Source organism: Luteimonas vadosa, assembly GCF_039543545.1.
GTDB lineage: Bacteria > Pseudomonadota > Gammaproteobacteria > Xanthomonadales > Xanthomonadaceae > Luteimonas > Luteimonas vadosa.
On the sequence record NZ_BAABJY010000002.1, the window covers coordinates 152,852 to 178,323 of the forward strand.

The window sequence follows — 25,472 nt, forward strand, 5'->3', positions numbered from 1 at the left end:
CGGTCGCGACGGCTGCGGCCGGCTTGCGCTTCTTGCGGGGCGGGGTGTCAGGACTGGCCAACGGGGTCTCCCTTGTTGCCACCATTGTGGCCCGTCTCGCGCGCAATGACGCGATCGGCGCCAAACGAGCACGAGAACGTGCTGCCCTGGCCGATCTCGCTTTCGATCGACAGCCGTGCGTTGTGCAGCTGCAGCACGTGCTTGACGATCGCCAGGCCCAGGCCGGTCCCGCCGGACTCGCGCGAGCGGCTGGTGGATACGCGGTAGAAGCGCTCGGTGATGCGGGGCAGGTGCGCCGCCGGAATGCCGTAGCCGGTGTCGTGCACCGACAAAGTGGCACCCCTGGCATCGCCGTCGAAGCGCACGGTGATGCGGCCGCCCGTGGGCGTGTAGCGCACGGCGTTGGCGACCAGGTTGGAAAAGGCGCTGTGCAGTTCGCGAGGGGATCCGAGCAGGTCGACGCTGGCGTCGTCGTCGATCGAGATGGCGTGCCGGCGCTGGCTCAGGGCCTCGGCCTCGCGCTTCAGGGTCGCGAGCATCGGGGCCATCGACACCGCTTCGGCGGAGACGGCTTCCTGCGCCTCGAGCCGCGACAAGGTCAGCAGGTCCTCGACCAGCTGCGTCATCCGCTGGGATTGCAGCTGCATCTCGGCGAGCATCGGGGCCCACGCCGGCTGCTCCTCCGGATCCAGCATCTCCAGGTAGCCGTGGATGACGGTCAGCGGCGTGCGGAGTTCATGCGAGACGTTGGCGACGAAGTCGCGGCGCATCTGCTCCAGTCGCATGAGCTTGCTGATGTCGCGCACCACCAGCAGCCACAGGTTCTCCGAATACGGGATCAGGCGCAGGCTCAGCCGGAGGTCGGGGTCGACCGGCGAGGGCACGTCGAGCAAGGGTTCGGCATGGCGGCCGCTGGCGAGCCAGCGCGAGATCGGCAAGGGCCGCAGGCGGTCGCCCAGCGGGGCGCCACTGTCGGCGGGATATTGCAGGCCAAGCAATGGCGTCGCCGCTTCGTTGAACCATTGGATGCGCTGCCCGTTGCGCTCGACCACCAGGACCGCGTCCGGCAACGCCGCCGCGGCGGCGCGGTAGGCACGCAGCATTTCGACCAGTCGCCGCTGTCGGGTGCGGGTATCGTCCTGGCTGCGATGCAGCTGGCGGTCAAGTTGGTTCCAGGCACCCTGGCCGCGCGGCGGTGGCAACCGCTTCCCGGCGGCCAGGCGCCGCAGCACGCCGTGGAGTCTCCAGTGATGCCAGGCCAGCAAACCGAGTGCCGCCACGGCCAGCGCGGGCCACGCCTGGCCGATGAGGATGCCGAACAGGAGCGCAACCGACAGCGCCAAGGCCAGGCGGCCGAGGGTGTGGGTCCAAGGGGAGTGATCGGATGGCGGCATGCCGCCAGTCTAGAGCGAGGCCGAGAAGCGGTAGCCCGCGCCACGCACGGTCTGCACCATGCCCTCCAGTCCCGCCGGTTCCAGCGTCTTGCGCAAGCGGCGGATGTGCACGTCGACCGTGCGCTCCTCGACGTAGACGTTGCCGCCCCACACGTGGTCGAGCAGCTGCGATCGCGAGTACACCCGTTCCGGATGGGTCATGAAGAAATGCAGCAGCCGGTATTCGGTGGGACCGATCTGCACCGGGTCGTCGCCGGCGAAGACCCGGTGCGCCGCTCCGTCGATCCGCAGCGCGCCGATGCTGACGCTGCCGTCCTCGTCGTCGTCGCGCGACCGGCGCATGACGGCGCGGATGCGGGCGAGCAGCTCGCGCGCGGAAAACGGCTTGACCACGTAGTCGTCGACGCCCGCTTCCAGCCCGCCGACGCGGTCGTCCTCCTCGCCGCGGGCAGTCAGCATGATGATCGGCACGTCGCGGGTCAGGGATTCGCGGCGCAGGCGGCGCGCAAGGTCCAGGCCGCTGGTCCCCGGCAGCATCCAGTCGAGAAGGATCAGGTCCGGCACCTTTTCCGAGATCGACTCGTGCGCCTGCCGGGCGTCGCCGGCATGCGCCGGTTCGTAGTCGCCCTTGCGCAGGGCGAAGGCGACCATCTCGCGGATGGCCGGCTCGTCGTCGACGATCAGGATGCGCTTCTGCATTGGCGGTGCCGTACGCGTTTCGGCGTCGTTGCCGGGTGGTTCGCGCCAGTAGACGACAGTTTAGTGTCAGCGGCGTGACAGCGTCATCGGCGGTGCAGGTCCTCGTCGCGGATCCCCTGTCGCTTCAGTTCAAGGACCGTCGGCGTGATTGCCGCGATGCGGGCGTCGATGCGCGCGCGTGCGTAGTAATCCAGGTCGTCCCGCTTGCGCAGCGTATTGAGCTGTACGAGGGCCTGCTCCGGTCGTCCGCTCAGGTAAGCCGCTTCGGCCCAAGCCTCGCCGGCGCGGGCCGTGTCGCCCGCGATCTCGCTGGCGCGCGCGAACGTGCGCTGGAAGACCGGGTCGTCGCCCGAGCTTGCCGCCAACGGGCGCAGGATCGCCTGCGCGCGCCGCCCTGCTTCCGCGGTGTTGCGCTCCCCGAGGACGCCCGCGTAGGTCAGGGTCACCGCGCGATTGCCCGGCATGCGATCGACCAACGCCTCGAAGCGGGCATCGGCCGCCGCCAACTGGCCGGCACGCGCTTCGGCCTGTGCCAGGGCCAGGCTCACCCAGACATCGCCTGGATGACGGGCAAGCAACGGCTTGAGTTCCGCTGCCGCGGCAGCGCCCTGTCCATCGAGCAAGCGCGCCAGCGCCAGTCCGTAGGCCTGGGCGTCGCTGAATTCACCACTGCCGGAGCGCGTGCGCTCGTACTCCCGGATCGCGGCGTCCGGCGTGATGGCGCTCAGCACGCGCAGGCGCTCGCGGGCCCAGCCGAAGTGGCCGCTGCCACCCTGGGCCAGCGCGTCACCGGGCAGGCGAAGCGAAGAGGGCAACAGCGGGTTCTCGCTGGACCATGGCGACCCGGGCGCGCCGAGCAGGCTGCGGTCGATGCGCTGCACATTCTCGATCCGGCCGCCCTCCGGCGTGGTTGTGGCCGTGGTCACGCGCACCTTCCCCTCGGCGAGCTTCTCCGCGCGCTGCTTGGCTTCGCTGATGCGGGTGGCGGTGACCGGGTGGGTCTTGAGGTAGTCCGGCGCGCGCTCGCGGGCACCGCCCTGGTTGGTGCGAAGCAGCGCCTGCATCCGCTCGAACATCGCCGCCATCGCATCCGGGTCGTAACCGCCACGGTCGAGGGTCCGGATCCCGATGCGATCGGCCTCCGATTCGTTGGAGCGCGTGTAATCGATCTGGCGCTGGACCATCAGCCCCTGCGCCCCGGCGACAGCGGCCATGGCGGCGTTGTCTCCGGATCGGCTGTCCGATTGCGAAGCCAGCGCGATCGCGCCCAGCATCGCCAGCAGGATCGGCACGCTGTCCTTCTGCGCGCGCTCCACGCTGCGCAGCACGTGCTCCTGGGTCACGTGCGCGATCTCGTGGGCAAGGACCGCGGCCACCTCGTCCTCGCTTTGCGCGGTCAGCACGAGCCCGGCATTGGTGCCGATGTAACCGCCCACCGTGGCGAAGGCGTTGACTTCGCGGTCGTTGAGCATGAAGAACGTGAACGATTGCTCGGGATCGTCGCTGGCCGACGCCAGCCGGCTCCCGAGCGAACGCAGCCAGCCGTCGACCAAGGGGTCTTCCAGCACGTAACCGTAATGCCGCAGCTGCGCCAGCATCATTCGCCCGTACTCGCGCTGCTGCGCCGGTCCCAGCACCCCGCCGGCCGAGGACCCGATGTCCGGGAGCCGGCTGTCCTGCGCCGGCGCATGCAGGCTGGCCAGGGCGAGCGTGATCGCGGCGACGGGGAGCAACAGGTGGAGGGTGGGGCGCATGCGTTCGACTCTACAGGGGTGGTGACCAGGCGGGCGTGGCGAGCCAGCATGAGGCTGCCGTGGGGTCCGGGCGTGAATCCGCCGTTAACCCGCCATGCGGGAAGCTGGGGTCGGAGGATGCGCGGAAGGGGTGAAAAGCCCAGCCCGCGGCCCCACAATCTGACCCCCGCCGCCCACTGAAGTTTCCGGAGATCCCCTTGAGCGATTCGCAATGCCCGCCCATCACCCTCTATACGAGTGCCATCTGCGGCTACTGCGTCGCGGCCAAGAACTTCCTGAAGAGCAAGGGATTGGAGTGGCAGGAGGTCAGGATCGACACCGACCCTGACGCGCGTGAGCGGATGATGGCCCTGGCGAGGCGCACCAGCGTGCCGCAGATCTTCATCGGCGATATCCACGTTGGGGGGTACAGCGACCTCATGGCCATGCACCGCGAAGGCAAGCTCGAAGCGCTGCTGTCGGGGGGCGGCGCGTGAGCGGCGACGAGTCGGATCGCTTGCGCGCGTTCACGGACTTCCGCAAGCGCATGAACGAGCGCATCCTCGCCGAGCCCAACCAGGTCGTCCGGCGGTTCTTCGCCCTGGACACGCAGACCTACCAGGCGGGCGCGCTGGACCGGAAGACGAAGGAGCTGCTGGGCCTGGTCGCTTCCCTCGTCCTGCGCTGCGACGATTGCATCAGCTACCACGTGGCGCAGTGCCGCGAGGCGGGCGTCGCCCGCGACGAGATGTTCGAGGCGTTCTCGGTCGGGCTGGTGGTCGGTGGCAGCATCGTCATCCCGCACCTGCGACGCGCGGTGGATTTCCTGGACCAGCTGGAACAGGGAGCGACGGACGAGCCGGAGCCCCATGACCACGACGGCTGAGCCTTCGGGCGCCATGGCACCCTAGTCGGCGCCTGGGCGTCGCGGTCGTCCGCGGCTGGCCTCGCTCCACTCGGGATCCGCGACCGGCTGCGTCGCCTGCCTTGGGCGGGGCGGGCTGCTCCGGCATAATGCACGCCCGTTTTCCCGGCGTTGCGCGATCGCGCGCGTCCCTTTCCGGAACCCCACATGTCCCAAACCATCACGGTCATCCGCGGCGATGGCATCGGCCCCGAGATCATGGCCGCCACCCTGCACGTGCTCGACACCATGAAGCTGGGGCTCGAATACGAGGACGCGGATGCGGGCCTCGTGGCCCTGGACAAATGTGGCGAGCTGATCCCGCAGGCCACCATGGATTCGATCAGCCGCAACAAGGTCGCCCTGAAGAGCCCGCTGACCACACCGGTGGGCGGCGGCTTCTCGTCGATCAACGTCGAGCTGCGCAAGCGTTTCGACCTCTACGCAAACGTGCGCCCCGCCAAGTCGTTCCCCAACACCAAGTCGCGGTTCCCCAGCGGCGTGGACCTGATCACGGTGCGCGAGAACACCGAGGGCGCCTACAGCGGGGAGGGCCAGCACGTCACCGAGGACGGCGCCACGGCGACCCTCATCCAGAAGATCACCCGCCATGGCTCCGAGCGCATCGTGCGCTACGCCTTCGACCTGGCGCGCCGGACCGGGCGAAAGCAGGTCACCATCGTGCACAAGGCGAACATCCTGAAGTCGACCTCGGGGCTGTTCCTCAAGGTCGCGCGGGAGGTTGCGGCGCAGTATCCGGAGATCGACTGCAACGAGATGATCGTCGACGCCTGCTGCATGAAACTGGTGATGCAGCCCGAGAGCTTCGACATCATCGTGACGACCAACCTGTTCGGCGACATCATCTCCGACCTGTGCGCGGGGCTGATCGGCGGGCTCGGGCTCACCCCCGGCGCCAATATCGGCACCGACGTGGCGATCTTCGAGGCGGTCCACGGCTCGGCGCCCGACATCGCCGGGAAGGGCATCGCCAATCCCTGCGCGCTGCTGCTGGGCGCGGCGCAGATGCTCGACCACATCGGGATGCCGGACAAGGCCACCGCGCTCCGCGAGGCGATCGTGGCGACGCTGGAGGCCCGGGACAACCTGACGCCGGACCTCGGCGGTACCGGCACGACGCGGAGTTTCGCGGACGCCATCGCGAGCCGGGTGTAGCCTTCGCCGGAGACACCGCCGTTCCCGCCACAAAAAAGGGCGCCCGCAGGCGCCCTTTTCCATTGCGACTGGCCCAGGGCTAGTTCCGCGACTGGAGCTTGGAGAGCAGCCGCAGGAACTCGATGTACAGCCACACCAGGGTCACCATGAGGCCGAACGCGCCGTACCACTCCATGTATTTCGGCGCGCGTTGCTCGACACCGGTCTCGATGAAGTCGAAATCCAGCACCAGGTTCATCGCCGCGATGACGATCACGAACAGGCTGAAGCCGATGCCGACGATGCCGTTGTCGTGGATCATCGGGATGTCCTTCCCGAACATCCGCAGCACGATCGTCGCCAGGTAGACCAGCATGATGCCGCCGGTGGCGGCGACCACGCCCAGCTTGAAGTTCTCGGTGGCCCTGATCAGCCCCGAGCGATAGGCCATCAGCAGCGCGAACAGCGTGCCGAAGGTCAGCATCACCGCCTGCAGCACGATGCCTTCGTACAGGTGGTTGTACATCGCCGAGATCGCGCCCAGGAAGAAGCCTTCGACGAGCGCGTACAGCGGCGCGGTGACGGGAGCCCAGGTCTTCTTGAAAACCGTGACCATGGCGATGACGAAGCCGCCGATGGCGCCGCCCCAGACGTACACGCCGAAGCCCGGCGCCAGTTCGCCCTGCGGGGTCAGCGCCTGGGTCCAGGCAAAGGCAGCGGTGAGCATGGTCAACAGGAGCAGGAAGGCGGTCTTGTTGACCGTGCCGTTCAGGGTCATGGCGGTGCTGTCGCCGGTGACCACGCTGCCCGTGCCAAGGTCGAGGAAGGTGGAATCCTTGAGGGCGGGGTTGCCGCTGCGCATGGGTGTGCTCTCGGGGTGGTCGGGTCTGCCGCCGAGGATACATGGACGCAACGGGCGCGAGCGAGCCTCCACCGTCGGCCCGCCGGCCTGCGTTGACACCACGGGGGGGCGCCCGGACAATACCCGCCCTTGCGCGGACCGGGGCCAGGAAGCAAACGGACGGTCCGCACGAGACCGGCGGGGTATAGCGCAGTCTGGTAGCGCGCCTGCTTTGGGAGCAGGATGTCGGGGGTTCGAATCCCTCTACCCCGACCACCCTGGCGGCTCACCGGCAACCGCTATCATGGGCCCAGGCGCCCGTAGCTCAACCGGATAGAGCACCGGCCTTCTAAGCCGGTGGTTGCAGGTTCGAGTCCTGCCGGGCGCGCTCCTCGCGGCAGGGCGTTTTGTGGCATCGTTCCAGTTCAATGGTGGATGTAGCTCAGTTGGTTAGAGCACCGGATTGTGATTCCGGGGGTCGCGGGTTCAAATCCCGTCTTCCACCCCAGTTTCGGCAGTGTTTTTGGTACACTGGCAGATCATTCGGGCCGTTAGCTCAGTTGGTAGAGCAGTTGACTCTTAATCAATAGGTCCAAGGTTCGAATCCTTGACGGCCCACCATCTTCGGAACGCCCGGCTTGCCGGGCGTTTTTTTTGTCCATGGATCGAGGCGCCGGCCTGTCGCTGCCGCAAGCCGCGGGCGCGGCCTCGTTGCCGTCGGCACGGACGGTCCGATCCGGGCCGGTTCGAATCCTTGACGGCCCACCATCTTCGGAACGCCCGGCTTGCCGGGCGTTTCGCTGTCCTGGGGCCATCCTTAATTCCGGGCTGCAGCGTGCGGCGGCGCGCTCGAGGCTTTGCATGGGCACTGCTCGCGGCGGCGCTTTCCGCGACGCGCGTCCGCACATAAGATGCCCGGACGGACGCGAAAGTGGCGGAATTGGTAGACGCCCCGGCTTTAGGTGCCGGTGCCGCAAGGCGTGGGGGTTCGAGTCCCCCCTTTCGCACCACGCCTGGGCAGAATCCAGGCCAGGATGCCGGCGAGCGCGTCGTCACGCCTGGCGACAATGACTGACCGATGACATCGCCTTCATCGACCCAGGCAGTCAATCGCCAGCCGGCCATGCCTGAACGAGCGTTCGCGAGCCGGGAATTGTCCGTCGCGCCTTGCAGCCAACAAGCCGAGGGCGGCGCGCAGGCGTGGCCGGGCATCGGAAATCGACTTCCGACACGGTGCGAGCGCCTTCATGCGGGGATAGGCGGCCCGGTAAGCGGGCGCCACACCCGTGGACATCCTGATCCCGGCGCCCCTTCCGGGAACGGCGAAGACCTGGCGTCCTCCGGCGGGATCCCCCGCCGCAAGGAACAACCAACGCTTCACGGGCCGCCGCGAACGGTGCTGAACGACCAGGATCCGTCGGCACGAGCCTGGCAAGCTGGAAAGCAGCCCGCAAATCGGCCAAACTACTCCGTTCCGCCGGCTCGCCGCGGTTGCTCCCCCGGAGGGGCCCGCGCGCAGACGGCCAGGCACCCCACAAGAGTCACGCGGCCGCGGCCGCGGCTGCAGGAGCGAACATGCAAGCATCGGTCGAAACCGTCGGCGGCCTCGAACGCCGCATCACCTTCCGGCTCCCGGCCGAGCGCCTGGAGACGCAGGTCGGCGGTCGCCTGCGGGAGATCGCACGCACGGCGCGGATCAAGGGCTTCCGGCCGGGCAAGGTGCCGGCGAAGGTCATCGAGCAGCGTTACGGCGAGCAGGTGCGCGCCGAGGTGCTCGACGGCCTGCTCCGCGAGGAATTCGAGGAGGCGGTCCGCGCCAACGAACTGCGACTGGCCGGTGCCCCGCGGATCGAGCCCAGCGACTCCGGCGCCGACGACGCCCTGGCCTACGTCGCGACCTTCGAGGTCGTGCCGGACTTCGGCGAGATCGACGTCTCCGGGCTGAAGGTCCAGCGCGCGACCGCCGAGGTCTCCGACGAGGACATCGACCGCATGATCGAGAACCTCCGCCTGCAGCGACGCAGCTGGACCGCGGTCACGCGGGGTGCGAAGGATGGCGACGCGGTCGACGTCCAGACGTGGTCCCAGGCCGGCGACGAACGATTGCCCGCCGAGGGCAGCGAGAAGGGCGTGACGGTCATCGCTACCGGCGGTATGCATGCGGACCTGGAGGCAGCGCTGGTCGGCATGGCCAAGGGCGATGAAAAGACGGTCGAGGTCGCCTTCCCGGCTGACTGGAGGGTGGCCGTCCTGGCCGGTAAGACGGCGCAGGTCCACCTGGCGGTGGAGCAGGTGTCCGAGCCGGTGCTGCCTGAAGCCGATGCCGCGTTCATCCGCAGTTTCGGCGTCAAGAGCGGCGAGATGGACCAGTTCCGCGCCGAGATCCGCAACAACCTGGAACGCGAACTTAAGGGCGCGCTCATGAACCGCCTGCGGCGCGAGGTGGGCGAACAGCTCATCGCCGCCTACGACAGCGTCGAGCTGCCGCAGCGGCTGGTCGAGAACGAGGCGCGGGCGATGGCGGCGCAGGCGGTGGACCAGGCGCGTCGCCAAGGGCGCAAGATCGACCCGCCGGCCGATGCGCACCTGTCGTTCATGGATGCCGCGCGCAAGCGTGTCCTGGTCGGCCTGCTGGTGGGCGAGGTCGCGCGCCGCAACAGCCTCAAGCTGGACGAGAAGCGGCTCAACGAGAGCCTGCGCCTGATCGCCTCGACCTACGAGGAACCGCAACAGGTCGTTGACTTGTACCGCAACGACCCCCAGTTGATGTCAGGGTTGCAGAACCGCGTCATGGAAGAGCAGGTGATCGACTGGATCGCCGAGCGGGCCGAGCACAGCGACCAGCCGATGTCGTTCCAGGAGGCGATCGGCCAATAGGCAGCGCCCGTCGCGGCGCCGGCCGCGTGACCCAGGCGACCCGCACCCCATCCGTCCGCGACGAAACAGGATCCCATGATGAGCAGCAACCCGACGAAGGCCCTGAACCTGGTACCGATGGTGGTCGAGCAGACCAGCCGTGGCGAACGCGCCTACGACATCTACTCGCGGCTGCTCAAGGAGCGCGTCATCTTCCTGGTCGGCGGCATCGACGACCACGTCGCCAACGTGATCGTGGCGCAGATGCTGTTTCTGGAGGCCGAGAACCCCGAGAAGGACATCAACCTCTACATCAATTCCCCGGGCGGCATCGTCACCGCCGGCATGGCGATCTACGACACCATGCAGTTCATCAAGCCCGACGTGAGCACCATCTGCGTGGGGCAGGCGGCCAGCATGGGTGCCCTGCTGCTGGCGGCGGGTGCCGCCGGCAAGCGCTATGCGCTGCCCAATTCGCGCGTGATGATCCACCAGCCGCTGGGTGGCTTCCAGGGCCAGGCGACCGATATCGACATCCACGCCCGCGAGATCCTGTCGATGCGCCAGCGGCTCAACGAGATCCTGGCCAAGCACACCGGGCAGTCCTTCGAAACCATCGCCCACGACACCGAGCGGGACAACTTCAAGAGCGCCGAGGCCGCGCGTGAGTACGGGCTCGTCGATTCGGTGCTCGAGCGGCGTCCGGAAGACACGATCCAGCCCGGCTGATCAGCAGGCGGAGCGGTTTGTCGCAACCGCTTGATTTCATTGCAGCATTTCCGTGCCGGGGCACTCCTTCCGGCTGCGGGCGCTATGTTATTCTCGAACCGGTGCCGCGCGCACCGCATATCCAGCATCCAGGTGGCGTAAAGGCATGAGCGAAGACAGCCAGGGCCGTTCCGGCGACAGCAGCAAGATCCTGTACTGCTCCTTCTGCGGGAAGAGCCAGCACGAGGTCCGCAAGCTCATCGCCGGCCCGAGCGTGTTCATCTGCGACGAGTGCGTGGAGCTGTGCAACGACATCATCCGCGAGGAGCTCGAGGAGAAGGCGCAGTCCGCCCGCAGCTCCCTGCCCAAGCCCAAGGAAATCCAGGAAGTCCTCGACCAGTACGTCATCGGCCAGGCGCGGGCCAAGCGGACGCTGGCGGTCGCCGTCTACAACCATTACAAGCGGATCGAAAGCCGGCAGAAGAACGACGACGTCGAACTGGCCAAGTCCAACATCCTGCTCGTGGGCCCGACCGGCTCGGGCAAGACCCTGCTGGCGGAGACGCTCGCGCGGCTGTTGAACGTGCCGTTTACCATGGCCGATGCCACCACCTTGACCGAGGCCGGCTACGTCGGTGAGGACGTCGAGAACATCATCCAGAAGCTCCTGCAGAAATGCGACTACGACGTCGACAAGGCGCAGCAGGGCATCGTCTACATCGACGAGATCGACAAGATCTCGCGCAAGTCGGAGAACCCGTCGATCACGCGCGACGTGTCCGGCGAAGGCGTGCAGCAGGCGCTGCTGAAGCTGATCGAGGGCACGATCGCCTCGGTGCCGCCGCAGGGCGGACGCAAGCACCCGCAGCAGGAGTTCCTGCAGGTCGACACGCGAAACATCCTGTTCATCGTCGGCGGCGCGTTCGCCGGCCTCGACAAGATCATCCAGCAGCGCAGCACCGACGCCAGCGGCATCGGCTTCGGCGCCAAGCTCAAGAGCTCGGAGCGCAAGACCGAGATCGGCAAGGTGCTGGCCGACGTCGAGCCCGAGGACCTGATCAAGTTCGGCCTGATCCCGGAGTTCGTCGGCCGGCTGCCCGTGGTCGCGACCCTGGAGGAGCTGGACGAGGCCGCCCTCATCCAGATCCTGACCGAGCCGAGGAACGCCATCAGCAAGCAGTTCCGGAAACTGTTCGAGATGGAAGGGGTCGAGCTCGAGTTCCGCCCCGATGCACTGGCGGCGATCGCCCGACGGGCGCTGAAGCGCAAGACGGGTGCGCGCGGCCTGCGCACCATCGTCGAATCGGTTCTGCTCGACACCATGTACGACCTGCCTTCGCTTGAGAATGTCAGCAAGGTCGTGGTCGACGAATCGGTGATCGAGCACAAGTCCGACCCCTACCTCATCTATGAAACGCCGGCCGCCGCGCCGAAAGTCGCCTCTGGCGACTGAGCGACGGGTACGACGCCGCGCGGGCCCAGGCGCCGCGCCTTGCCGTCCGCCCGAAGGGCGCTCCCGTTCGCCCGTGCCGTGGCTTGCAACCGCCGTCCGCACGCCCCATAACGGGGGTCATGCGGTCTCGGAGGTACCTTGGTGCCGGACTGGTTGCCGGACGACGTCCCGGCCGCACGCCAAACGCCCCATGCAATCCGCACCCATTCGATCCGTAATGGAGACACGATGACCGACCGCCCCGAACAATCCATGCCGGAAACCGGAACCGAGCCGTCGCAGGCCCTGCCCGTGCTGCCGTTGCGTGATGTCGTGGTGTTCCCGCACATGGTCATCCCGCTGTTCGTCGGACGCGACAAGTCGATCCGGGCCCTCGACCTGGCAATGGAGTCCGACAAGCGCATCCTGCTGGTGGCGCAGAAGTCGGCCGAGACCGACGACCCGGCCGCCGGCGACCTCTACGAAGTCGGCACCGTGGCCCAGGTCCTGCAGCTGCTGAAGCTGCCGGACGGGACGATCAAGGTCCTCGTGGAAGGGGTCTCGCGGGTGAACGTGGTCGACGTCGCCGAGCGCGAAGGCACGCTGACCGGCCGCGGCACCGAGGTCGATGCCCCCGAAGAGCGCGAGCCGAGGGAAGTCGAGGCGATCGCACGCTCGCTGATGTCGCTGTTCGAGCAGTACGTGAAGACCAACCGCAAGCTGCCCCCGGAACTGCTTCAGACCCTGGCGGGCATCGAGGAGCCGGGCCGCCTGGCCGACACCATCGCCGCGCACCTTGGCGTGCGCTTGGCCGACAAGCAGAAGCTGCTGGAGACGATCGACACCGCCGAGCGGCTGGAGCTGCTGGTGGGGTTCGTCGATGGCGAGATCGACGTGCAGCAGATGGAGAAGCGCATCCGCGGGCGCGTGAAGTCGCAGATGGAGAAAAGCCAGCGCGAGTACTACCTCAACGAGCAGATGAAGGCGATCCAGAAGGAGCTGGGCGACATCGAGGATGCGCCCAACGACCTCGAGGAGATCGCGCGCAAGATCGCCGAGGCGGGCATGCCCGCCCCGGTGGAGGCAAAGGCCAAGAGCGAGTTCAACAAGCTCAAGCAGATGTCGCCGATGTCGGCCGAGGCCGCGGTCGTGCGCAACTACCTCGAATGGCTGCTGGGCGTGCCCTGGAAGAAGCGCAGCCGCGTCCGCAAGGACCTGAAGGTCGCGCAGGACGTGCTCGACGCGGACCACTACGGCCTGGAGAAGGTCAAGGAACGCATCCTGGAGTACCTCGCGGTGCAGACCCGGGTCAGGAACATGAAGGGCGCGATCCTGTGCCTGGTCGGTCCGCCGGGCGTCGGCAAGACCTCGCTCGGGCGCTCGATCGCGCGCGCGACCAATCGCAAGTTCGTGCGCATGAGCCTGGGCGGCATGCGCGACGAGGCGGAGATCCGGGGCCACCGGCGCACCTACGTCGGTTCGATGCCGGGCCGCATCGTGCAGAACCTCAACAAGGCCGGCACCAAGAACCCGCTGTTCGTGCTCGACGAGATCGACAAGATGTCGATGGACTTCCGCGGCGATCCGTCCTCGGCGCTGCTGGAGGTCCTGGACCCGGAGCAGAACAATGCCTTCAACGACCATTACCTGGAGGTCGACCTCGACCTGTCCGAAGTGATGTTCGTCGCCACGTCCAATTCCCTCAACATCCCCGGCCCTTTGCTGGACCGCATGGAGGTCATCCGCATCCCCGGCTACACCGAGGAAGAGAAGATCAACATCGCCACGCGCTACCTGATCCCCAAGCAGCTCAAGGCCAATGGCCTGAAGGACAAGGAGCTGAGGATCGAGGAAGACGCGATCAAGGACATCGTCCGCTACTACACGCGCGAATCCGGCGTGCGCAACTTGGAGCGCGAGATCGCCAAGGTCTGCCGCAAGGTGGTGAAGGAGATCGCGCTGGCGGGACCCCGCAAGCCGTCGGCGAAGAAGCCCAGAGCGCTGGCTGTCTCGGGCAAGAACCTCGAGAAGTACCTGGGCGTGCGGCGCTTCGACTTCGGGCGCGCGGAGGAGGACAACGAGATCGGCCTCGTGACCGGATTGGCCTGGACGGAAGTGGGCGGCGACCTGCTGCAGATCGAATCCACGCTCGTCCCGGGCAAGGGCCAGCTGATCCTCACCGGCCAGCTCGGCGACGTGATGAAGGAGTCGGCCTCGGCCGCCCTTTCCGTGGTCCGTGCCCGCACGGAGCGCCTCGGGATCGAACTCGACTTCCTGCAGAAGCTGGACGTGCATGTCCACGTCCCCGACGGGGCAACCCCCAAGGACGGCCCGAGCGCGGGCGCGGCCATGACCACGGCCCTGGTCTCCACCCTGACCAAGATCCCGGTGCGCGCCGACGTGGCGATGACCGGCGAAATCACCCTGCGCGGCAAGGTCACGGCGATCGGCGGGCTGAAGGAGAAACTGCTCGCGGCGATGCGCGGGGGTATCACCACCGTCATCATCCCCGAGGAAAACCGCAAGGACCTCGCGGACATTCCGAAAAACGTTACCGACGCGATCAGGATCGTCCCGGTCAAGTGGATCGACGAAGTCCTCGACCTGGCACTCGAGCGTCCCTTGTCGCCAACCGCGGTGGTGGACGGGATCGAAGATGCGAAGGAGGTTGCCCGTACAGCGGAAAAGCCAACGGCGCAACCTGGCGTGAAGCATTGAATCCACGTTTGCGCAAGCAGGCCATTGCTGCACGGATCACGCCGCAAAGCGTTAAACATGCGGCTTTTCCAGCCTTTTGTGTTGCGCGTTGGCGCCCGCCGCTGGTATAACGACGCCACCGCGACGCCACCAGAGTCCAGGCGATCGCAGGTCCCCCTTACCGGTTTCGGCGTGGGCCCGCTTCCACGGCGACCGACCATGACATCCCGCGGCATGAGTCCGCATCAGGAGTTCCAAACACATGAACAAGAACGATCTCGTCGAAGCCGTCGCCAGTGAAGCCAACCTGTCCAAGGCCGATGCCGGCCGTGCAGTCGATGCCGTGGTGTCGTCGGTCACCAGCGCCCTGAAGCGGGGCGACAGCGTCAGCGTCCTTGGCTTCGGTACCTTCACCGTCCGCGACCGCGCGGCCCGCACCGGCCGCAACCCGCGCACGGGCGAGGAGATCAACATCGCGGCCTCGAAGAATCCCGCCTTCAAGGCTGGCAAGGCCCTGAAGGATGCCGTAAACTGAGCGGCCCCGGCAGGCTGCCTGATCGCCGCCTGCCAATCGGGTGCTTAGCTCAGCGGTAGAGCGTCTCCTTTACACGGAGAGGGTCGGGGGTTCGACACCCTCAGCACCCACCAGTCCCCGAAGGTCGGGCTGGAAGCACCACGAGTTCCAAGCGCGGAGTGGTAGTTCAGTTGGTTAGAATGCTGGCCTGTCACGCCGGAGGTCGCGGGTTCGAGTCCCGTCCACTCCGCCAATTCTTCCAAAAGCGCCCGCCAGGGCGCTTTTTTTTGGCTCGCCTGCGGACCCGCGTGGCGGGCGGCGCGGCGACCCGTCGATTCCCGCCAGCCCCGGGGCGGGCTTGCGGTAAACTGCGCGGCTTCGCAACTGCCCGCGCCCGACATGCTGCAAGCCCTCAGAGACAAGACATCCGGCTGGATCGCGGTGGTCATCGTGGCCATCCTGGCGATCCCGTTCGCGTTCTTCGGCATGGAGCAGTACCTGTTCCAGAATTCGGCGAGTTATGCCGCCAAGGTGGAGGCCCCGCCGACCTGGTGGCGCTCCGCCCCGGACCTGTGGCCGGTGCGCAAGCTGTTCTGGCGGGTCGAATTGATCGATCCCTCGGATTTCCGCAACGAGTTTGAGCAGGCCAGGCAGCAGGAGCGCGAGGCGCAGGGCGAGCAGTTCGACGCGCTCGGATTCGAGGACATGCTCAACAAGCGGCGCGTGCTCGACAGGTTGATCGACCGCGCGGCATTGCGCCTGTACGCGGATGGCGCCGGCGTCGCGATCGGCGATGCCCAGGTCCGCAACGAGATCCAGTCGATCCCCGCGTTCCAGGTCGAGGGCAACTTCGACCCACAGCGCTACCAGCTTGCCCTGCAGTCCCAGGTCCCGGCACGGACCCCGCGGCAATTCGAGGACCTGGTGCGCGAAAGCTTGCAGCAGTCGGTGGTCCCGTCCCGGATCGCGCAGTCGGCCTTCGCCACGCCCTCCGAGGTCGACCGCGTGATGACCTTGCTTGCGGAGCGCCGCGACGTGTCGTTCGCGACCCTGCCGCCTCCCGGCCCGGATACGGGTCCGATCAGTGCCGAGGCGATCCAGGACTGGTACCGCAGCCATGCGCGCGAGTACACGGCGCCTGAGACAGTGACGCTGGAGTACGTGGAGATCGACGCGAATGCCATGCCCGCGCCAGCGCCGGCCGACGAGGCCGCGCTGCGCGCACGGTACGAGCAGGAAAAGGCGCGCTTCGGCGCCCTGGAACAGCGCCTCGCCTCGCACATCCTGGTCCGGGTCGAACCCGACGCCGATGCCGCCGCGCAGCAGGCTGCGGAGCGGGAAGCACGCCAGCTCGCCGCGCAGGCGGGCCAGCCGGGTGCGGACTTCGCCGCGCTGGCGCGCGCGCATTCCGACGACGACGGCTCCAAGGATGCCGGCGGCGACCTGGGCTGGATCGAGAAGGGGATGATGGCCGGCCCGTTCGAAGAGGCCTTGTTCGCGATGCAGCCGGGTGACGTGCGCCCGGTGAAGACCAGTTTCGGCTGGCACGTGGTCCAGCTGCGCGAGGCGCGTTCCGGGCAGCAGGTGGGGTTCGACCAGGTGCGCGAGGAGCTGGCCGAAGAGCAGGCCGCCGCCGACCGCGAGCGTGCCTTCAACGAGCTGCTCGGCCGCCTCGTGGACCAGGTCTACCGCAACCCGAGCAGCCTGGCGCCGGCCGCGCGCGAGGCCAACCTCCCGGTCCGCAAGACCGCGCCGTTCGCGCGAGGGCAGGGGACTGGGATCGCGGCGAATGCCGCCGTGCAGCGGGCCGCGTTCTCCGATGCGCTCATCCAGGACGGCACCGCCAGCGATCCGATCGAGATCGCGCCGAACCACAGCGTGCTGATCCGCGTCGTCGGGCATACCCCGGAGCGGGCTCGTGCGCTGTCGGAGGTGCGCGACCAGGTGGTCGCCGCGATCCGGCGCGACCGCGCCGCCAAGGCCGCCGAGGCCGCCGCGGCGGACATGGTCGAGAAATTGCGTGCCGGGCAGGCGCTGAATGCATTGGCGGACGCGCGTGGACTGGCCGTACAGGCTCTGTCGAACATCCCGCGTGGCGCACCGGTGCCCGACCCGGTCGCGACCGAGGCGTATTTCTCGGCGCCCGCTCCGAAGGGCGGCAAGCCTTCGGTCGGGAAGGTCACGCTGGCCGACGGCAGCATCGTGGTGTTCGCGGTGACCAAGGTGACGCCGGGCAACCCGAAGGAGGCCACCGCCCAGGAGCGCCAGGCCCTGCAAGAGCAGCTCGCCGCGATGCGCGGGACCGAGGCGGCGAGCAGCCTGCTGCAGGACCTTCGCAAGCGGTTGAAGGTGACCGTGATCGAGTCGCAGCTGTAGCGACGCGGCCCACGCAGAGAAGCAAGAAGCCCGGCGATGCCGGGCTTTTTTCTGGTGCCGGATGGACGCGTCCGCGGGTGCACCGTCGCGACGCGAGCCGGGGTCAGTCGCCGGCGTTGATCCCGGTCATGCCGATGATGTTGTAGCCGGCATCGACGTAGGTCACTTCGCCGGTCACGCCTGACGCCAGGTCCGAGCACAGGAAGGCGGCGACGTTGCCGACGTCCTCGATGGTCACCGTGCGCCTGAGCGGCGCGTTTTCCTCGACGTGGCCGAGGATCTTGCGGAAGCCTGCGATGCCGGCGGCGGCCAGGGTCTTGATCGGGCCGGCGGAGATCGCGTTGACGCGGGTGCCCTCCGGTCCGAGGTTGTACGCCAGGTAGCGCACCGTGGCCTCCAGGCTGGCCTTGGCCACGCCCATCACGTTGTAGCCGGCCAGCGCCCGCTCGGCGCCGAGATAGGTCAGGGTCAGGATCGAACCATTGCGTCCGGCCATCATCGGCCCGGCGGCCTTGGCCATCGCGGCCAGCGAGTAGGCGGAGATGTCGTGCGCGATGGCGAAGTTCTCGCGGGTCAGGCCATCCAGGAACTGTCCGGCGATCGCTTCCCGCGGCGCGTAGGCGATGGCGTGCACCAGGATGTCGAAGCCGTCCCAATGCTTGCCCAGCTGCTCGAAGCAGGCGGCGATCTGGGCGTCGTCGGCCACGTCCAGCGGCAGCACGATCTCCGAACCGTATTCGGTGGCGGCGGCTTCGACGCGGCTCTTGAGCTTGTCGTTCTGGTAGGTGAAAGCCAGTTCCGCGCCTTCGCGCCGCATCGCCTCGGCGATGCCGTTTGCAATCGAACGCTGGCTGGCGATGCCGGTGACCAACGCCCGCTTGCCTTGCAGGAAACCCATCGTCTGCTCGCTGTGTCCGTGGATGCGGCTAGTTTGCCACGGAGGCCTGGTTCGCGCCCGGTCCGGGGCGGTCCGCATCGAGCTCGAGCACCATGCCCGGTTGCAGCGTGCTGTCGTGGTCGAGTCCGTTGCGGGAGAGCAGTTCGGCCACGCCCATGGCGTAACGGCGCGCGATCAGCCAGGCCGATTCACCTCGCGCGACCGTATGCGTGCGTCGCGCGGTTGTCATGGTTGCCGCGGGGGCCGAGGTTGCCGCGGCGGCGGCATCCGCCGAGCCTTCTGCGGCAGCGGCGGGGCTCGCGTCCATCGCGACCGGGCCGTCGACGCTGCCGGGGACCGGGTCGATTGCGGGAGCCTTCGGGCTCGCGCCCGCCGGCACCAGGATGCTGGAGCCAGCAGCCACGCGGCCGAGCCGTCCCTTCGGGAAGGCGGGGTTGAGGCGCTCCACGACCGCGGCATCGAGGCCTTGCCGGTCGGACCAGGCCCGCAGGCTGTCGACATTGGGCGGGAGGTCGAGGACGACCAGGCGCGGGACCTTGCGATCCAGGGATTCGACCCACTGTTCCCGGTCCTCGGCCGCGGCCAGCACGCAGGACAGGGCATGGAGTTTCCGCACGTAGGCGCGGGTGATGCTGGGAAGGCTGGCGAGCTGGTCGGGACGCGCGTCCCTCGCACGCTGGCCATGGCGCTTGAGCGCGCCGAACACCCGGTACTCGCCGGCGTTGTATGCCATCACCGCCAGCCGCCAGTCGCCGGCGAACATCCCGTGCAAGGTCTTGAGGTAACGCACCGCGGCCCGGGTGGCGTCGACCGGCGACAAACGCCCGTCGTAACCCGGGCGGATCGCGATCTTGTGGTTGCGCGCGGTGATCTGGATGAACTGCCAGAGCCCGGCGGGGCCCGACGCGCTCCGGGCCCCCGGCTTGTAACCGCTTTCCACGAAGGGGATCAGTGCGTATTCCGTGGGGAGCCCGGCGTCGCGCATGGCGTCGACGACGTAGCCGAACAGCGGCAGCACGTCGCCGCGCCCGTGGGCCAGCTGCCTGGGCACGTGCGAGAAATGCTTGCTCCAGCGCGTGCTGGCATCCGTCTCGCATTCGGGTTCGGCGAGGCCCTCGCGGAACCGGTCGAAGATCTCGCGACCGCTGCGCAGGGTCGGGTCGGCGATCCCGGCCGGCGGCGGGTGGGCGACGGCTTCCGCCCGGGCCACGGCGTCGCCCGGATCGGCGAAGGCGGGCAGTGCCAGGGCGTACAGCGACAGGGCCAGGAGGGCGGCGCGCGCGGGCGACCTCATGCGCGGAAGTCGTCCTTCCAGCGCCGCAATGCGGCGAACGTCGAGGTGCGGTCGTCCGCGGCCGGAGGCGCGACTTCGTGCGCGGCGACCGCGGCGCGGACGGCCGGCGCATCGACGCGCAGGAAGGGATTGCAGGCTTTCTCGTCGGCAAGGGTGCTGGGCACGGTGGGTCGATTCGCTGCGCGCATGCTGGCGGCCTCTTCGCTGCGGCGCCGCAGCGCCGGGTTGTCGGGGTCGACCACGCGCGCGAAGGCGGCATTCGACAAGGTGTATTCATGGCCGCAGCAGACCCGCGTCCCGCCGGGCAGCGCGGCCAGCCGGTCGAGCGACTCGAGCATCTGCGCCGGCGTACCCTCGAACAGGCGGCCGCAGCCCAGACTGAAGAGGGTGTCCCCGCAAAACAAGAGCCCATGGCCGTGGAATGCGATGTGGCTCACGGTATGGCCCGGAACCGCGTGGACATCGAAGGTCCAGCCGCCGAGCACGACCCGCTCGCTGTCGCCCACGCGGCGGGTGGCATGGCCGATCCGTTCGTCGTCGGGCGCGAACACGGGCAGCCCCGGCCACTGCGCCAGCAGGTCCGGGACCCCGCCGACGTGGTCCGGGTGGTGGTGGGTCAGCAGGATGGCGGCCGGGCGCAGGCCGGCACCGGCTGCCGAGAGCACCGGCGCCGCTTCGCCGGGATCGACGACGATGGCGTTCCCGTCGTCGTCCGCGAGTGTCCAGATGTAGTTGTCCGACAGCGCGGGCAGGGGGCGCAGGTGCATCGATCAGGCCTCCGGGTGGGCGGACGGGACGACTAGAATGGCGACCATGCCCCTCCCGTCCCCGACCGGTCAACCCGAAGCCGCCCTGGCGTGGTTCCGTTCCGAAGCCGGCCTCGCACTGCTGGGGAGCGAGCGCGAACTGGTCGATGGAGCCCTGGCTGACCGGCCCGGCCAGCCGTGGCTGTGGCTGGCGCCGACCCTGCCGTCGCCTGACGGTCCGGAAAAACGGAGCCTGGGCCGGGGTTTGGCGCTCGAGGCCAATGGCCGGGGCTGGTCGGGCGCGGTGACCTGCGGCTTGCCGCTGCCGCTGCCTTCCGAATCGTTCGGCGTCGCCGTGCTCCAGCACGTCTTCGCTTCGGCATCGCATGCCACGGGGTTGCTGGACGAGGTCCACCGCGTCCTGGTTCCCGGCGGCCACGCCTGGCTGATCGTGCTCAATCCCATGGCGCCGTACCGCTGGCGTTGGCGCGGGACCGGCCTGCGCGCGCCCGAGCCGGTGACCTGGCGCCGCCAGCTGCGCGCCGCCGGCCTGCAGCCCGATCCCGTGTCGCGCGGGCTGGGACCCATCTGGCGCGAGGACGTCTCGACCCGTGTGCAGCACGGCCCGGGGCTCCGTGCCGCCTACGCGATCCGTGCGGAGAAGCGCGCCCTCCCGTTGACGCCCATGCCCCGTCGCCGGGAACTGCGTTTGGCACAAGGCGCGCCGGCGGCATGAAAGGGGACGGGGCCGCCAAGCGCGTCGAGATCCACACCGATGGTGCCTGCCTGGGCAATCCAGGTCCGGGCGGCTGGGCGGCGCTGCTGCGCTACGGCGAGCGGGAGCGCGAACTGGTGGGCGGCGAATCGCTGACCACCAACAACCGGATGGAGCTGATGGCGGCCATCGTCGCCCTGGAAACGCTGACCGAGGCCTGCTCGGTCGTGCTGCACACCGATTCGCAGTACGTGCGCCAGGGCATCACCGAGTGGATGCCCAACTGGGTGCGGCGCAACTGGCGCACGGCCGGCGGCAGCCCCGTCAAGAACCGGGACCTCTGGGAGCGCCTGCACGCGGCGACTGCGCGCCACGGCATCGACTGGCGCTGGGTCAAGGGCCATTCGGGCGACGTGGACAACGAACGCGTCGATGCGTTGGCCCGCACCGAGGCCGAGGCCATCAAGCGCGGCCTGCGCTGATCGCCGGAATCCCGCGCGCTCCAGCGGCCCGGCCTGGCGCCGGGTCGGAGGGCCCGGGGATCAGCGGTTATCCTGTCCGCGCCGACGTTCAACCGGGAACCCGATGCGCCAGATCGTCCTCGACACCGAAACCACCGGCCTGGAATGGAAGAAGGGCAATCGCGTGGTCGAGATCGGCTGCGTCGAACTGGTCGAGCGCAGGCCCACCGGGCGGACGTTCCAGCAATACCTGAATCCGGGCCGGGAATTCGAGCCCGGGGCCCAGGAAGTCACCGGGCTGACCCTGGAATTTCTCGCCGACAAGCCGAGGTTCGAGGAAGTCGTGGACGCCTTCCTGGAGTTCATCGACGGCAGCGAGCTGGTCATCCACAACGCCGCGTTCGACGTCGGATTCCTGGAGCATGAGCTCTCGCTGCTGGGCGGGAACCGGGGCAGGCTGCAGGACCGGGTGCGGATCCTCGATTCGCTCGAACTCGCCCGCCAGCGTTTTCCCGGCCAGCGCAACTCCCTGGATGCCTTGTGCAGGCGGCTCGGCGTCGACAATTCGCATCGCCAGTTGCACGGCGCCCTGCTCGACGCCCAACTGCTCGCCGATGCCTACCTGGCGCTCACCGCGGGGCAGAGCGAACTGGGCCTGGTGGCCGGCACGGATCGGGGACGGCGCGCCGTCGCGGTCGCGCTCCCCGGCGCCAGGCCCGATGCGCCGAGGCCACGGGTGCAATGCACGGCGGAAGACCTGGCCTTGCACAGCGGTCGGCTGGCGGCCATCCGGTCGAAGGCCGGCCATTGCGTCTGGGACCTGGTCGAAGCCGGGGCCTGAGCCGCGCCACCGGATTGAATGCGGGCCCAGGGCCGCCGCCCTAGTGGCGACGGATGAGGACCACCGTGACATTGTCGGAGCCGCCGCCGTCCAGGGCCGCGGCGACCAGGCCATCCACGCACTCCTGCGCGCTGCACTCGGTGTGCGCCAGCACCTGAGCGATGCCCTCGTCGTCGACTTCCTCGGTCAGGCCGTCGCTGCACAGCAGCAGCTGCATCCCGGGCGCCAGCTCCCCCGACAGGGTTTCGACATTGAGGCTTTGCGGATCGGTCACGCCCAGCGCCTGGGTGACGACGTTGCGGTGGGGATGGCTGCGCGCCTGGTCGGTGCTGATCGCACCCTGGCTGATCAGCTCCTGGACGTAGCTGTGGTCCTGCGACAGCTGGGTGAGCTTGTTGTCGCGCCACAGGTAGACGCGGCTGTCGCCGACCCAGGCCACTTCGAAGCGATTGCCCGTGATCCTGGTCGCCACCACCGTCGTCCCCATGGGCAGCGCGTCCTGTCGCTGCTTGGAGGCGCGGATGATTTCCTCGTCCGCGATGCGGATCGCCTGGGCCAGCGGGGTCCCCTGCCGGGTCTCGCGCACGATGGCCTCGCGCGCAAGCGCACTGGCGACTTCGCCGTATTCATGCCCGCCCATGCCGTCGGCGACCAGCCAGAGGCCCAGTTCGCTGTCGCCGTAATAGGTGTCCTCGTTCAGTTCCCGTCGCAAGCCGACATGCGTGAGGTGGCCGAATTCGATCATGCAAGCGCCGTGCGGCGTGCCGTGAGGGCTCGGGGGTTCAAACGCATCGTTGGACTCGGACCGGTCAAGGGACATGGGGTGCGCTTGGAGGTTACAGGGCAACGGAGCGATGGTGGGAGGCGCCTGCCGTCCAGTCGCCGGCAGGATACGCGTGGAGCGTACCCACGGATGCGAGGCATACCGGCACGTCCTGTCACCGGAAATCTGGATGGCGTGACTTGATGCGTGTCAGGTGAGGGTTGGCGAGAGGGAGAGTCGGGCGAGAGGGAGAGTCGATGGTTCGGGCACTTCCCAGCAGTTACGGAATCGGCCTCCAGTTCCGGCCATGGGACCGCTCGGGATCCGGCGCGCACACCGTTACGGGTAATTCGATTCAGGGGCGGCAGGCGGGCGACGCAGCGGGATTGCGGCGCTCGCCCGGCGATTTTGCTGCCGATGCGCCGGATTGGACTCGGTGTCCCAAGGTTTCCGGGTGCGCGAGGCCTCCCTGCCGGCGAGAGGCGGCTCGGCGCCGGGGACGGGCGCGGCCCCGGGGATCCAACCGGGCCTTCCTGGTTGCTCGTCCATGAGCGCGATGGTGTGTCCTTCGCCGCTAGGCCGCCACTCCCGTTGATGCGTCGCTCCGCACGCGCCGCCGCCGCAGGTCTGCATCCATGCCGCCTGGCCCAGGACGCAAAACGCCCCTTTCGGGGCGCGGTGCGTATTTGGCGGAGAGGGGGGGATTCGAACCCCCGAGGCGCTATAAACGCCTGCCTGATTTCGAGTCAGGTACATTCAACCGCTCTGCCACCTCTCCGATGCGGCCGGGCCGCGGGCGCGCCGCGGCCGGGGGCGCAATAATGATACGGGCGGGCGCTGGGCCGGACAAGGCGCGGCGGTACACTGGCGGCCGGTTCCAGCCACAGGCCCGCCATGTCCGAGATTTCCGTCCCCGTGTCCTTCGGCGAGCTGCTCGACAAGATCGCGATCCTGCAGATCAAGTCCGAGCGCATGACCGACCCGTCCAAGCTGGCCAACGTCCGCAACGAACTGTCGGCACTGGAAAGCACTTGGATGGCCCATCCCGCCGCGGGCCACGACATCGTTCGGCTCCGCGCCGAACTCAAGGCGGTGAACGAGCGCCTGTGGGCGATCGAGGACGACATCCGCGACAAGGAGCGGGCGCAGGCGTTCGACCAGGACTTCGTCGAGCTGGCCCGCAGCGTGTACTTCGAGAACGACGAGCGCGCGCGGATCAAGAAGGAAATCAACCAGGCCCTCGGGTCCACCTACGTGGAGGAGAAGTCCTACCAGGACTACAGGACCGGCGCCGGATCCTAGGGCGTTCCCGGCCACGGCCGGCTCCGACTGGTCTCCGGTGAACGCGATTCGCCGCCCAGCGGGCGATCAAGGTCGTCGGTCCGCCCGATATCGCTCGAACGCCGCGACGACGTCCTCGACTTCCACCAGGTCCATCACGCCTTCCCGCTCGATCTTGGCCCCCCATTTCAGCGCAGCCGCGGGCTTGCCGAGGTATTTCCTCGCGGCATCGTCGTAACGGTCCACGCAGTAGCGCGGATCCGAATACGGGCCGCTGCGCGCCGGATTGCTGGCCGCGTGCAGGCCCAGGACCTTGCTGCCCATGGCATTGGCGATGTGCATCGGACCCGAATCCGGCGTCAGCACGAGGTCGGCCCGTTCCAGCAGGGCAGGCAGCTGCTTGAGGGTGTCCTTGCCGACGAGGTCGAGTGCCGGCGACCGCATCGCCGCCAGGATGGCATCGGTCGTCTCGCGCTCCAGCGCGCTGCGCCCCCCGCACAGCACGACCCGCCAGCCACCCGACGCGGCATGGTCGGCGACGGCCGCGTAACGTTCGGCGCGCCAATTGCGCAGGGCGTGGCTGGAGCACGGCGAGACGAGCAGGACGGGGGCGCCGTCCCCGGGCCACTGCGACCGTGCCCACGCGCGGGCCTCGTCGGGAACGGGCAGCTCCCAGGCCACCTGGTCCTGCCGCAATCCCAGCGGCTCGCAGAAGCTGCCGATCGCGTCGAGGACGTGGATGCCCGGACGATCCGGGATGCGTTCGTCGACGAACAGGCCGTGCAGGTCCTTGGCCCGTGAGCGGTCGTAGCCGATCCTGCGGCCCGCCGGGATGAACGCGGAAAGCAGGTTGGCGCGCGCCGCCACCTGCATCTGCAGCAGGGCATCGAAGCGGCGCCCCTGGAGTCGCCGCCGCAGGGCGCGCATGCCGGCCAGTCCGGTGGCCTTGTCGTAGACGAGGAACTCGACGCCGTCGAGTCCTTCCAGCAGGCGATGCTCGGCCTTGCCGATGACCCAGGTCAGCGCGACGCCTGGCCATGCGCGGCGCAAGGTGCGGACCAGGGGAACGACGTGCGTGGCATCGCCGAGCGCCGACAGCCGCAACAGGCAGATCGAGCGGGGCGGGCCGGGCGTCTGGGAGGGCGTCAAGGCTTGTTAGACTCG

22 protein-coding genes and 8 tRNA genes are annotated in these 25,472 nt (G+C 68.5%); 20 read left to right on the forward strand and 10 right to left on the reverse strand.

All coding sequences use genetic code 11. The annotated features are described in order from the left end of the window. Nucleotides 1–47 precede the first annotated feature (47 nt). The 3 genes from phoR to ABD970_RS06525 all read right to left on the reverse strand — a co-directional run bounded on the left by phoR (nt 48) and on the right by ABD970_RS06525 (nt 3,847). Nucleotides 48–1,394: a phosphate regulon sensor histidine kinase PhoR gene (phoR, locus tag ABD970_RS06515; protein ID WP_345294713.1), complete on the reverse strand. Its 1,347-nt coding sequence runs from the start codon at nt 1,392–1,394 to the stop codon at nt 48–50. Between the two features lie 9 nt (nt 1,395–1,403). Further along, nucleotides 1,404–2,093, reverse strand: a complete 690-nt coding sequence (phoB, locus tag ABD970_RS06520) for a phosphate regulon transcriptional regulator PhoB (protein WP_345294714.1) — start codon at nt 2,091–2,093, stop codon at nt 1,404–1,406. Nucleotides 2,094–2,176: 83 nt separating this feature from the next. Continuing rightward, nucleotides 2,177–3,847 (reverse strand): M48 family metalloprotease, encoded by a 1,671-nt coding sequence (locus ABD970_RS06525; protein WP_345294715.1) that lies wholly within the window; start codon nt 3,845–3,847, stop codon nt 2,177–2,179. Between the two features lie 191 nt (nt 3,848–4,038). On the opposite strand from ABD970_RS06525, the gene grxC reads away from it, so the two are divergent. The 3 genes from grxC to ABD970_RS06540 all read left to right on the forward strand — a co-directional run bounded on the left by grxC (nt 4,039) and on the right by ABD970_RS06540 (nt 5,906). Next, complete coding sequence (grxC, locus tag ABD970_RS06530) at nt 4,039–4,323, forward strand: glutaredoxin 3 (protein WP_425563092.1); 285 nt, start codon at nt 4,039–4,041, stop codon at nt 4,321–4,323. Further along, nucleotides 4,320–4,712 carry a carboxymuconolactone decarboxylase family protein gene (locus tag ABD970_RS06535; RefSeq protein ID WP_345294717.1) on the forward strand — a complete coding sequence of 131 codons (393 nt, stop codon included), beginning with the start codon at nt 4,320–4,322 and terminating at the stop codon, nt 4,710–4,712. The genes grxC and ABD970_RS06535 overlap by 4 nt, the downstream gene beginning before the upstream one ends. Before the next feature lie 186 nt (nt 4,713–4,898). Further along, complete coding sequence (locus ABD970_RS06540; RefSeq protein WP_345294718.1) at nt 4,899–5,906, forward strand: isocitrate dehydrogenase; 1,008 nt, start codon at nt 4,899–4,901, stop codon at nt 5,904–5,906. Nucleotides 5,907–5,985: 79 nt separating this feature from the next. On the opposite strand, the gene ABD970_RS06545 is transcribed toward ABD970_RS06540, so the two are convergent. Then, on the reverse strand, nt 5,986–6,747 hold the full coding sequence (locus ABD970_RS06545) for a Bax inhibitor-1/YccA family protein (RefSeq protein WP_345294719.1): 762 nt from the start codon (nt 6,745–6,747) through the stop codon (nt 5,986–5,988). 178 nt (nt 6,748–6,925) lie between these two features. Here ABD970_RS06545 and ABD970_RS06550 point away from each other — a divergent pair. From ABD970_RS06550 to ABD970_RS06610, 13 genes are all read left to right on the forward strand, one after another. Continuing rightward, nucleotides 6,926–7,002, forward strand: a tRNA-Pro gene (locus ABD970_RS06550). Between the two features lie 38 nt (nt 7,003–7,040). After that, a tRNA-Arg gene (locus ABD970_RS06555) sits at nt 7,041–7,114 on the forward strand. Nucleotides 7,115–7,157: 43 nt separating this feature from the next. After that, nucleotides 7,158–7,234: transfer RNA gene (locus tag ABD970_RS06560), tRNA-His, on the forward strand. Nucleotides 7,235–7,271: 37 nt separating this feature from the next. After that, nucleotides 7,272–7,347, forward strand: a tRNA-Lys gene (locus tag ABD970_RS06565). A 304-nt stretch (nt 7,348–7,651) separates the two neighbouring features. Next, nucleotides 7,652–7,736: transfer RNA gene (locus ABD970_RS06570), tRNA-Leu, on the forward strand. 565 nt (nt 7,737–8,301) lie between these two features. Then, nucleotides 8,302–9,603, forward strand: a complete 1,302-nt coding sequence (gene tig, locus ABD970_RS06575; RefSeq protein WP_345294720.1) for a trigger factor — start codon at nt 8,302–8,304, stop codon at nt 9,601–9,603. Nucleotides 9,604–9,681: 78 nt separating this feature from the next. Next, on the forward strand, nt 9,682–10,311 hold the full coding sequence (clpP, locus tag ABD970_RS06580; RefSeq protein ID WP_345294721.1) for an ATP-dependent Clp endopeptidase proteolytic subunit ClpP: 630 nt from the start codon (nt 9,682–9,684) through the stop codon (nt 10,309–10,311). 145 nt (nt 10,312–10,456) lie between these two features. Beyond that, complete coding sequence (clpX, locus tag ABD970_RS06585) at nt 10,457–11,743, forward strand: ATP-dependent Clp protease ATP-binding subunit ClpX (protein ID WP_345294722.1); 1,287 nt, start codon at nt 10,457–10,459, stop codon at nt 11,741–11,743. 228 nt (nt 11,744–11,971) lie between these two features. Next, a complete protein-coding gene (lon, locus tag ABD970_RS06590) occupies nt 11,972–14,440 on the forward strand; it encodes an endopeptidase La (RefSeq protein ID WP_425563064.1) in 2,469 nt (822 codons plus the stop codon). A 223-nt stretch (nt 14,441–14,663) separates the two neighbouring features. Next, the gene (locus ABD970_RS06595; protein ID WP_345295664.1) at nt 14,664–14,954 is read left to right on the forward strand and encodes an HU family DNA-binding protein; all 291 of its coding nucleotides are present in this window, start codon (nt 14,664–14,666) and stop codon (nt 14,952–14,954) included. Nucleotides 14,955–14,992: 38 nt separating this feature from the next. Further along, nucleotides 14,993–15,067 (forward strand) — tRNA-Val (locus tag ABD970_RS06600). 42 nt (nt 15,068–15,109) lie between these two features. After that, nucleotides 15,110–15,186 (forward strand) — tRNA-Asp (locus ABD970_RS06605). A gap of 146 nt (nt 15,187–15,332) precedes the next feature. Then, entirely contained in the window at nt 15,333–17,309 is a 1,977-nt protein-coding gene (locus ABD970_RS06610) for a SurA N-terminal domain-containing protein (RefSeq protein WP_345294723.1), read from the forward strand. A 103-nt stretch (nt 17,310–17,412) separates the two neighbouring features. On the opposite strand, the gene ABD970_RS06615 is transcribed toward ABD970_RS06610, so the two are convergent. From ABD970_RS06615 to gloB, 3 genes are read right to left on the reverse strand one after another with little or no spacing between them, the layout of a single operon-like run. Continuing rightward, nucleotides 17,413–18,207, reverse strand: a complete 795-nt coding sequence (locus tag ABD970_RS06615) for an enoyl-ACP reductase FabI (protein ID WP_345294724.1) — start codon at nt 18,205–18,207, stop codon at nt 17,413–17,415. 28 nt (nt 18,208–18,235) lie between these two features. After that, entirely contained in the window at nt 18,236–19,501 is a 1,266-nt protein-coding gene (locus ABD970_RS06620; RefSeq protein ID WP_345294725.1) for a lytic transglycosylase domain-containing protein, read from the reverse strand. Then, complete coding sequence (gene gloB / locus ABD970_RS06625; RefSeq protein WP_345294726.1) at nt 19,498–20,268, reverse strand: hydroxyacylglutathione hydrolase; 771 nt, start codon at nt 20,266–20,268, stop codon at nt 19,498–19,500. Before gloB ends, ABD970_RS06620 begins: the two co-directional genes overlap by 4 nt. 46 nt (nt 20,269–20,314) lie before the next feature. Between gloB and ABD970_RS06630 the strand changes: the two genes are divergently transcribed. The 3 genes from ABD970_RS06630 (at nt 20,315) to dnaQ (ending at nt 22,264) form a co-directional block, all read left to right on the forward strand. Beyond that, nucleotides 20,315–20,983: a class I SAM-dependent methyltransferase gene (locus ABD970_RS06630; RefSeq protein ID WP_345294727.1), complete on the forward strand. Its 669-nt coding sequence runs from the start codon at nt 20,315–20,317 to the stop codon at nt 20,981–20,983. Beyond that, nucleotides 20,980–21,444, forward strand: a complete 465-nt coding sequence (rnhA, locus tag ABD970_RS06635; RefSeq protein WP_345294728.1) for a ribonuclease HI — start codon at nt 20,980–20,982, stop codon at nt 21,442–21,444. The genes ABD970_RS06630 and rnhA overlap by 4 nt, the downstream gene beginning before the upstream one ends. A 103-nt stretch (nt 21,445–21,547) precedes the next feature. Beyond that, nucleotides 21,548–22,264: a DNA polymerase III subunit epsilon gene (dnaQ, locus tag ABD970_RS06640; protein ID WP_345294729.1), complete on the forward strand. Its 717-nt coding sequence runs from the start codon at nt 21,548–21,550 to the stop codon at nt 22,262–22,264. Nucleotides 22,265–22,304: 40 nt separating this feature from the next. On the opposite strand, the gene ABD970_RS06645 is transcribed toward dnaQ, so the two are convergent. Then, nucleotides 22,305–23,009: a PP2C family protein-serine/threonine phosphatase gene (locus ABD970_RS06645; protein ID WP_345294730.1), complete on the reverse strand. Its 705-nt coding sequence runs from the start codon at nt 23,007–23,009 to the stop codon at nt 22,305–22,307. Nucleotides 23,010–23,714: 705 nt separating this feature from the next. Continuing rightward, nucleotides 23,715–23,805: transfer RNA gene (locus ABD970_RS06650), tRNA-Ser, on the reverse strand. A 116-nt stretch (nt 23,806–23,921) separates the two neighbouring features. Between ABD970_RS06650 and ABD970_RS06655 the strand changes: the two genes are divergently transcribed. Continuing rightward, a complete protein-coding gene (locus tag ABD970_RS06655) occupies nt 23,922–24,329 on the forward strand; it encodes a DUF6165 family protein (protein ID WP_345294731.1) in 408 nt (135 codons plus the stop codon). Nucleotides 24,330–24,395: 66 nt separating this feature from the next. On the opposite strand, the gene ABD970_RS06660 is transcribed toward ABD970_RS06655, so the two are convergent. Continuing rightward, entirely contained in the window at nt 24,396–25,457 is a 1,062-nt protein-coding gene (locus tag ABD970_RS06660) for a glycosyltransferase family 9 protein (protein WP_345294732.1), read from the reverse strand. Between the last annotated feature and the right edge of the window lie 15 nt (nt 25,458–25,472).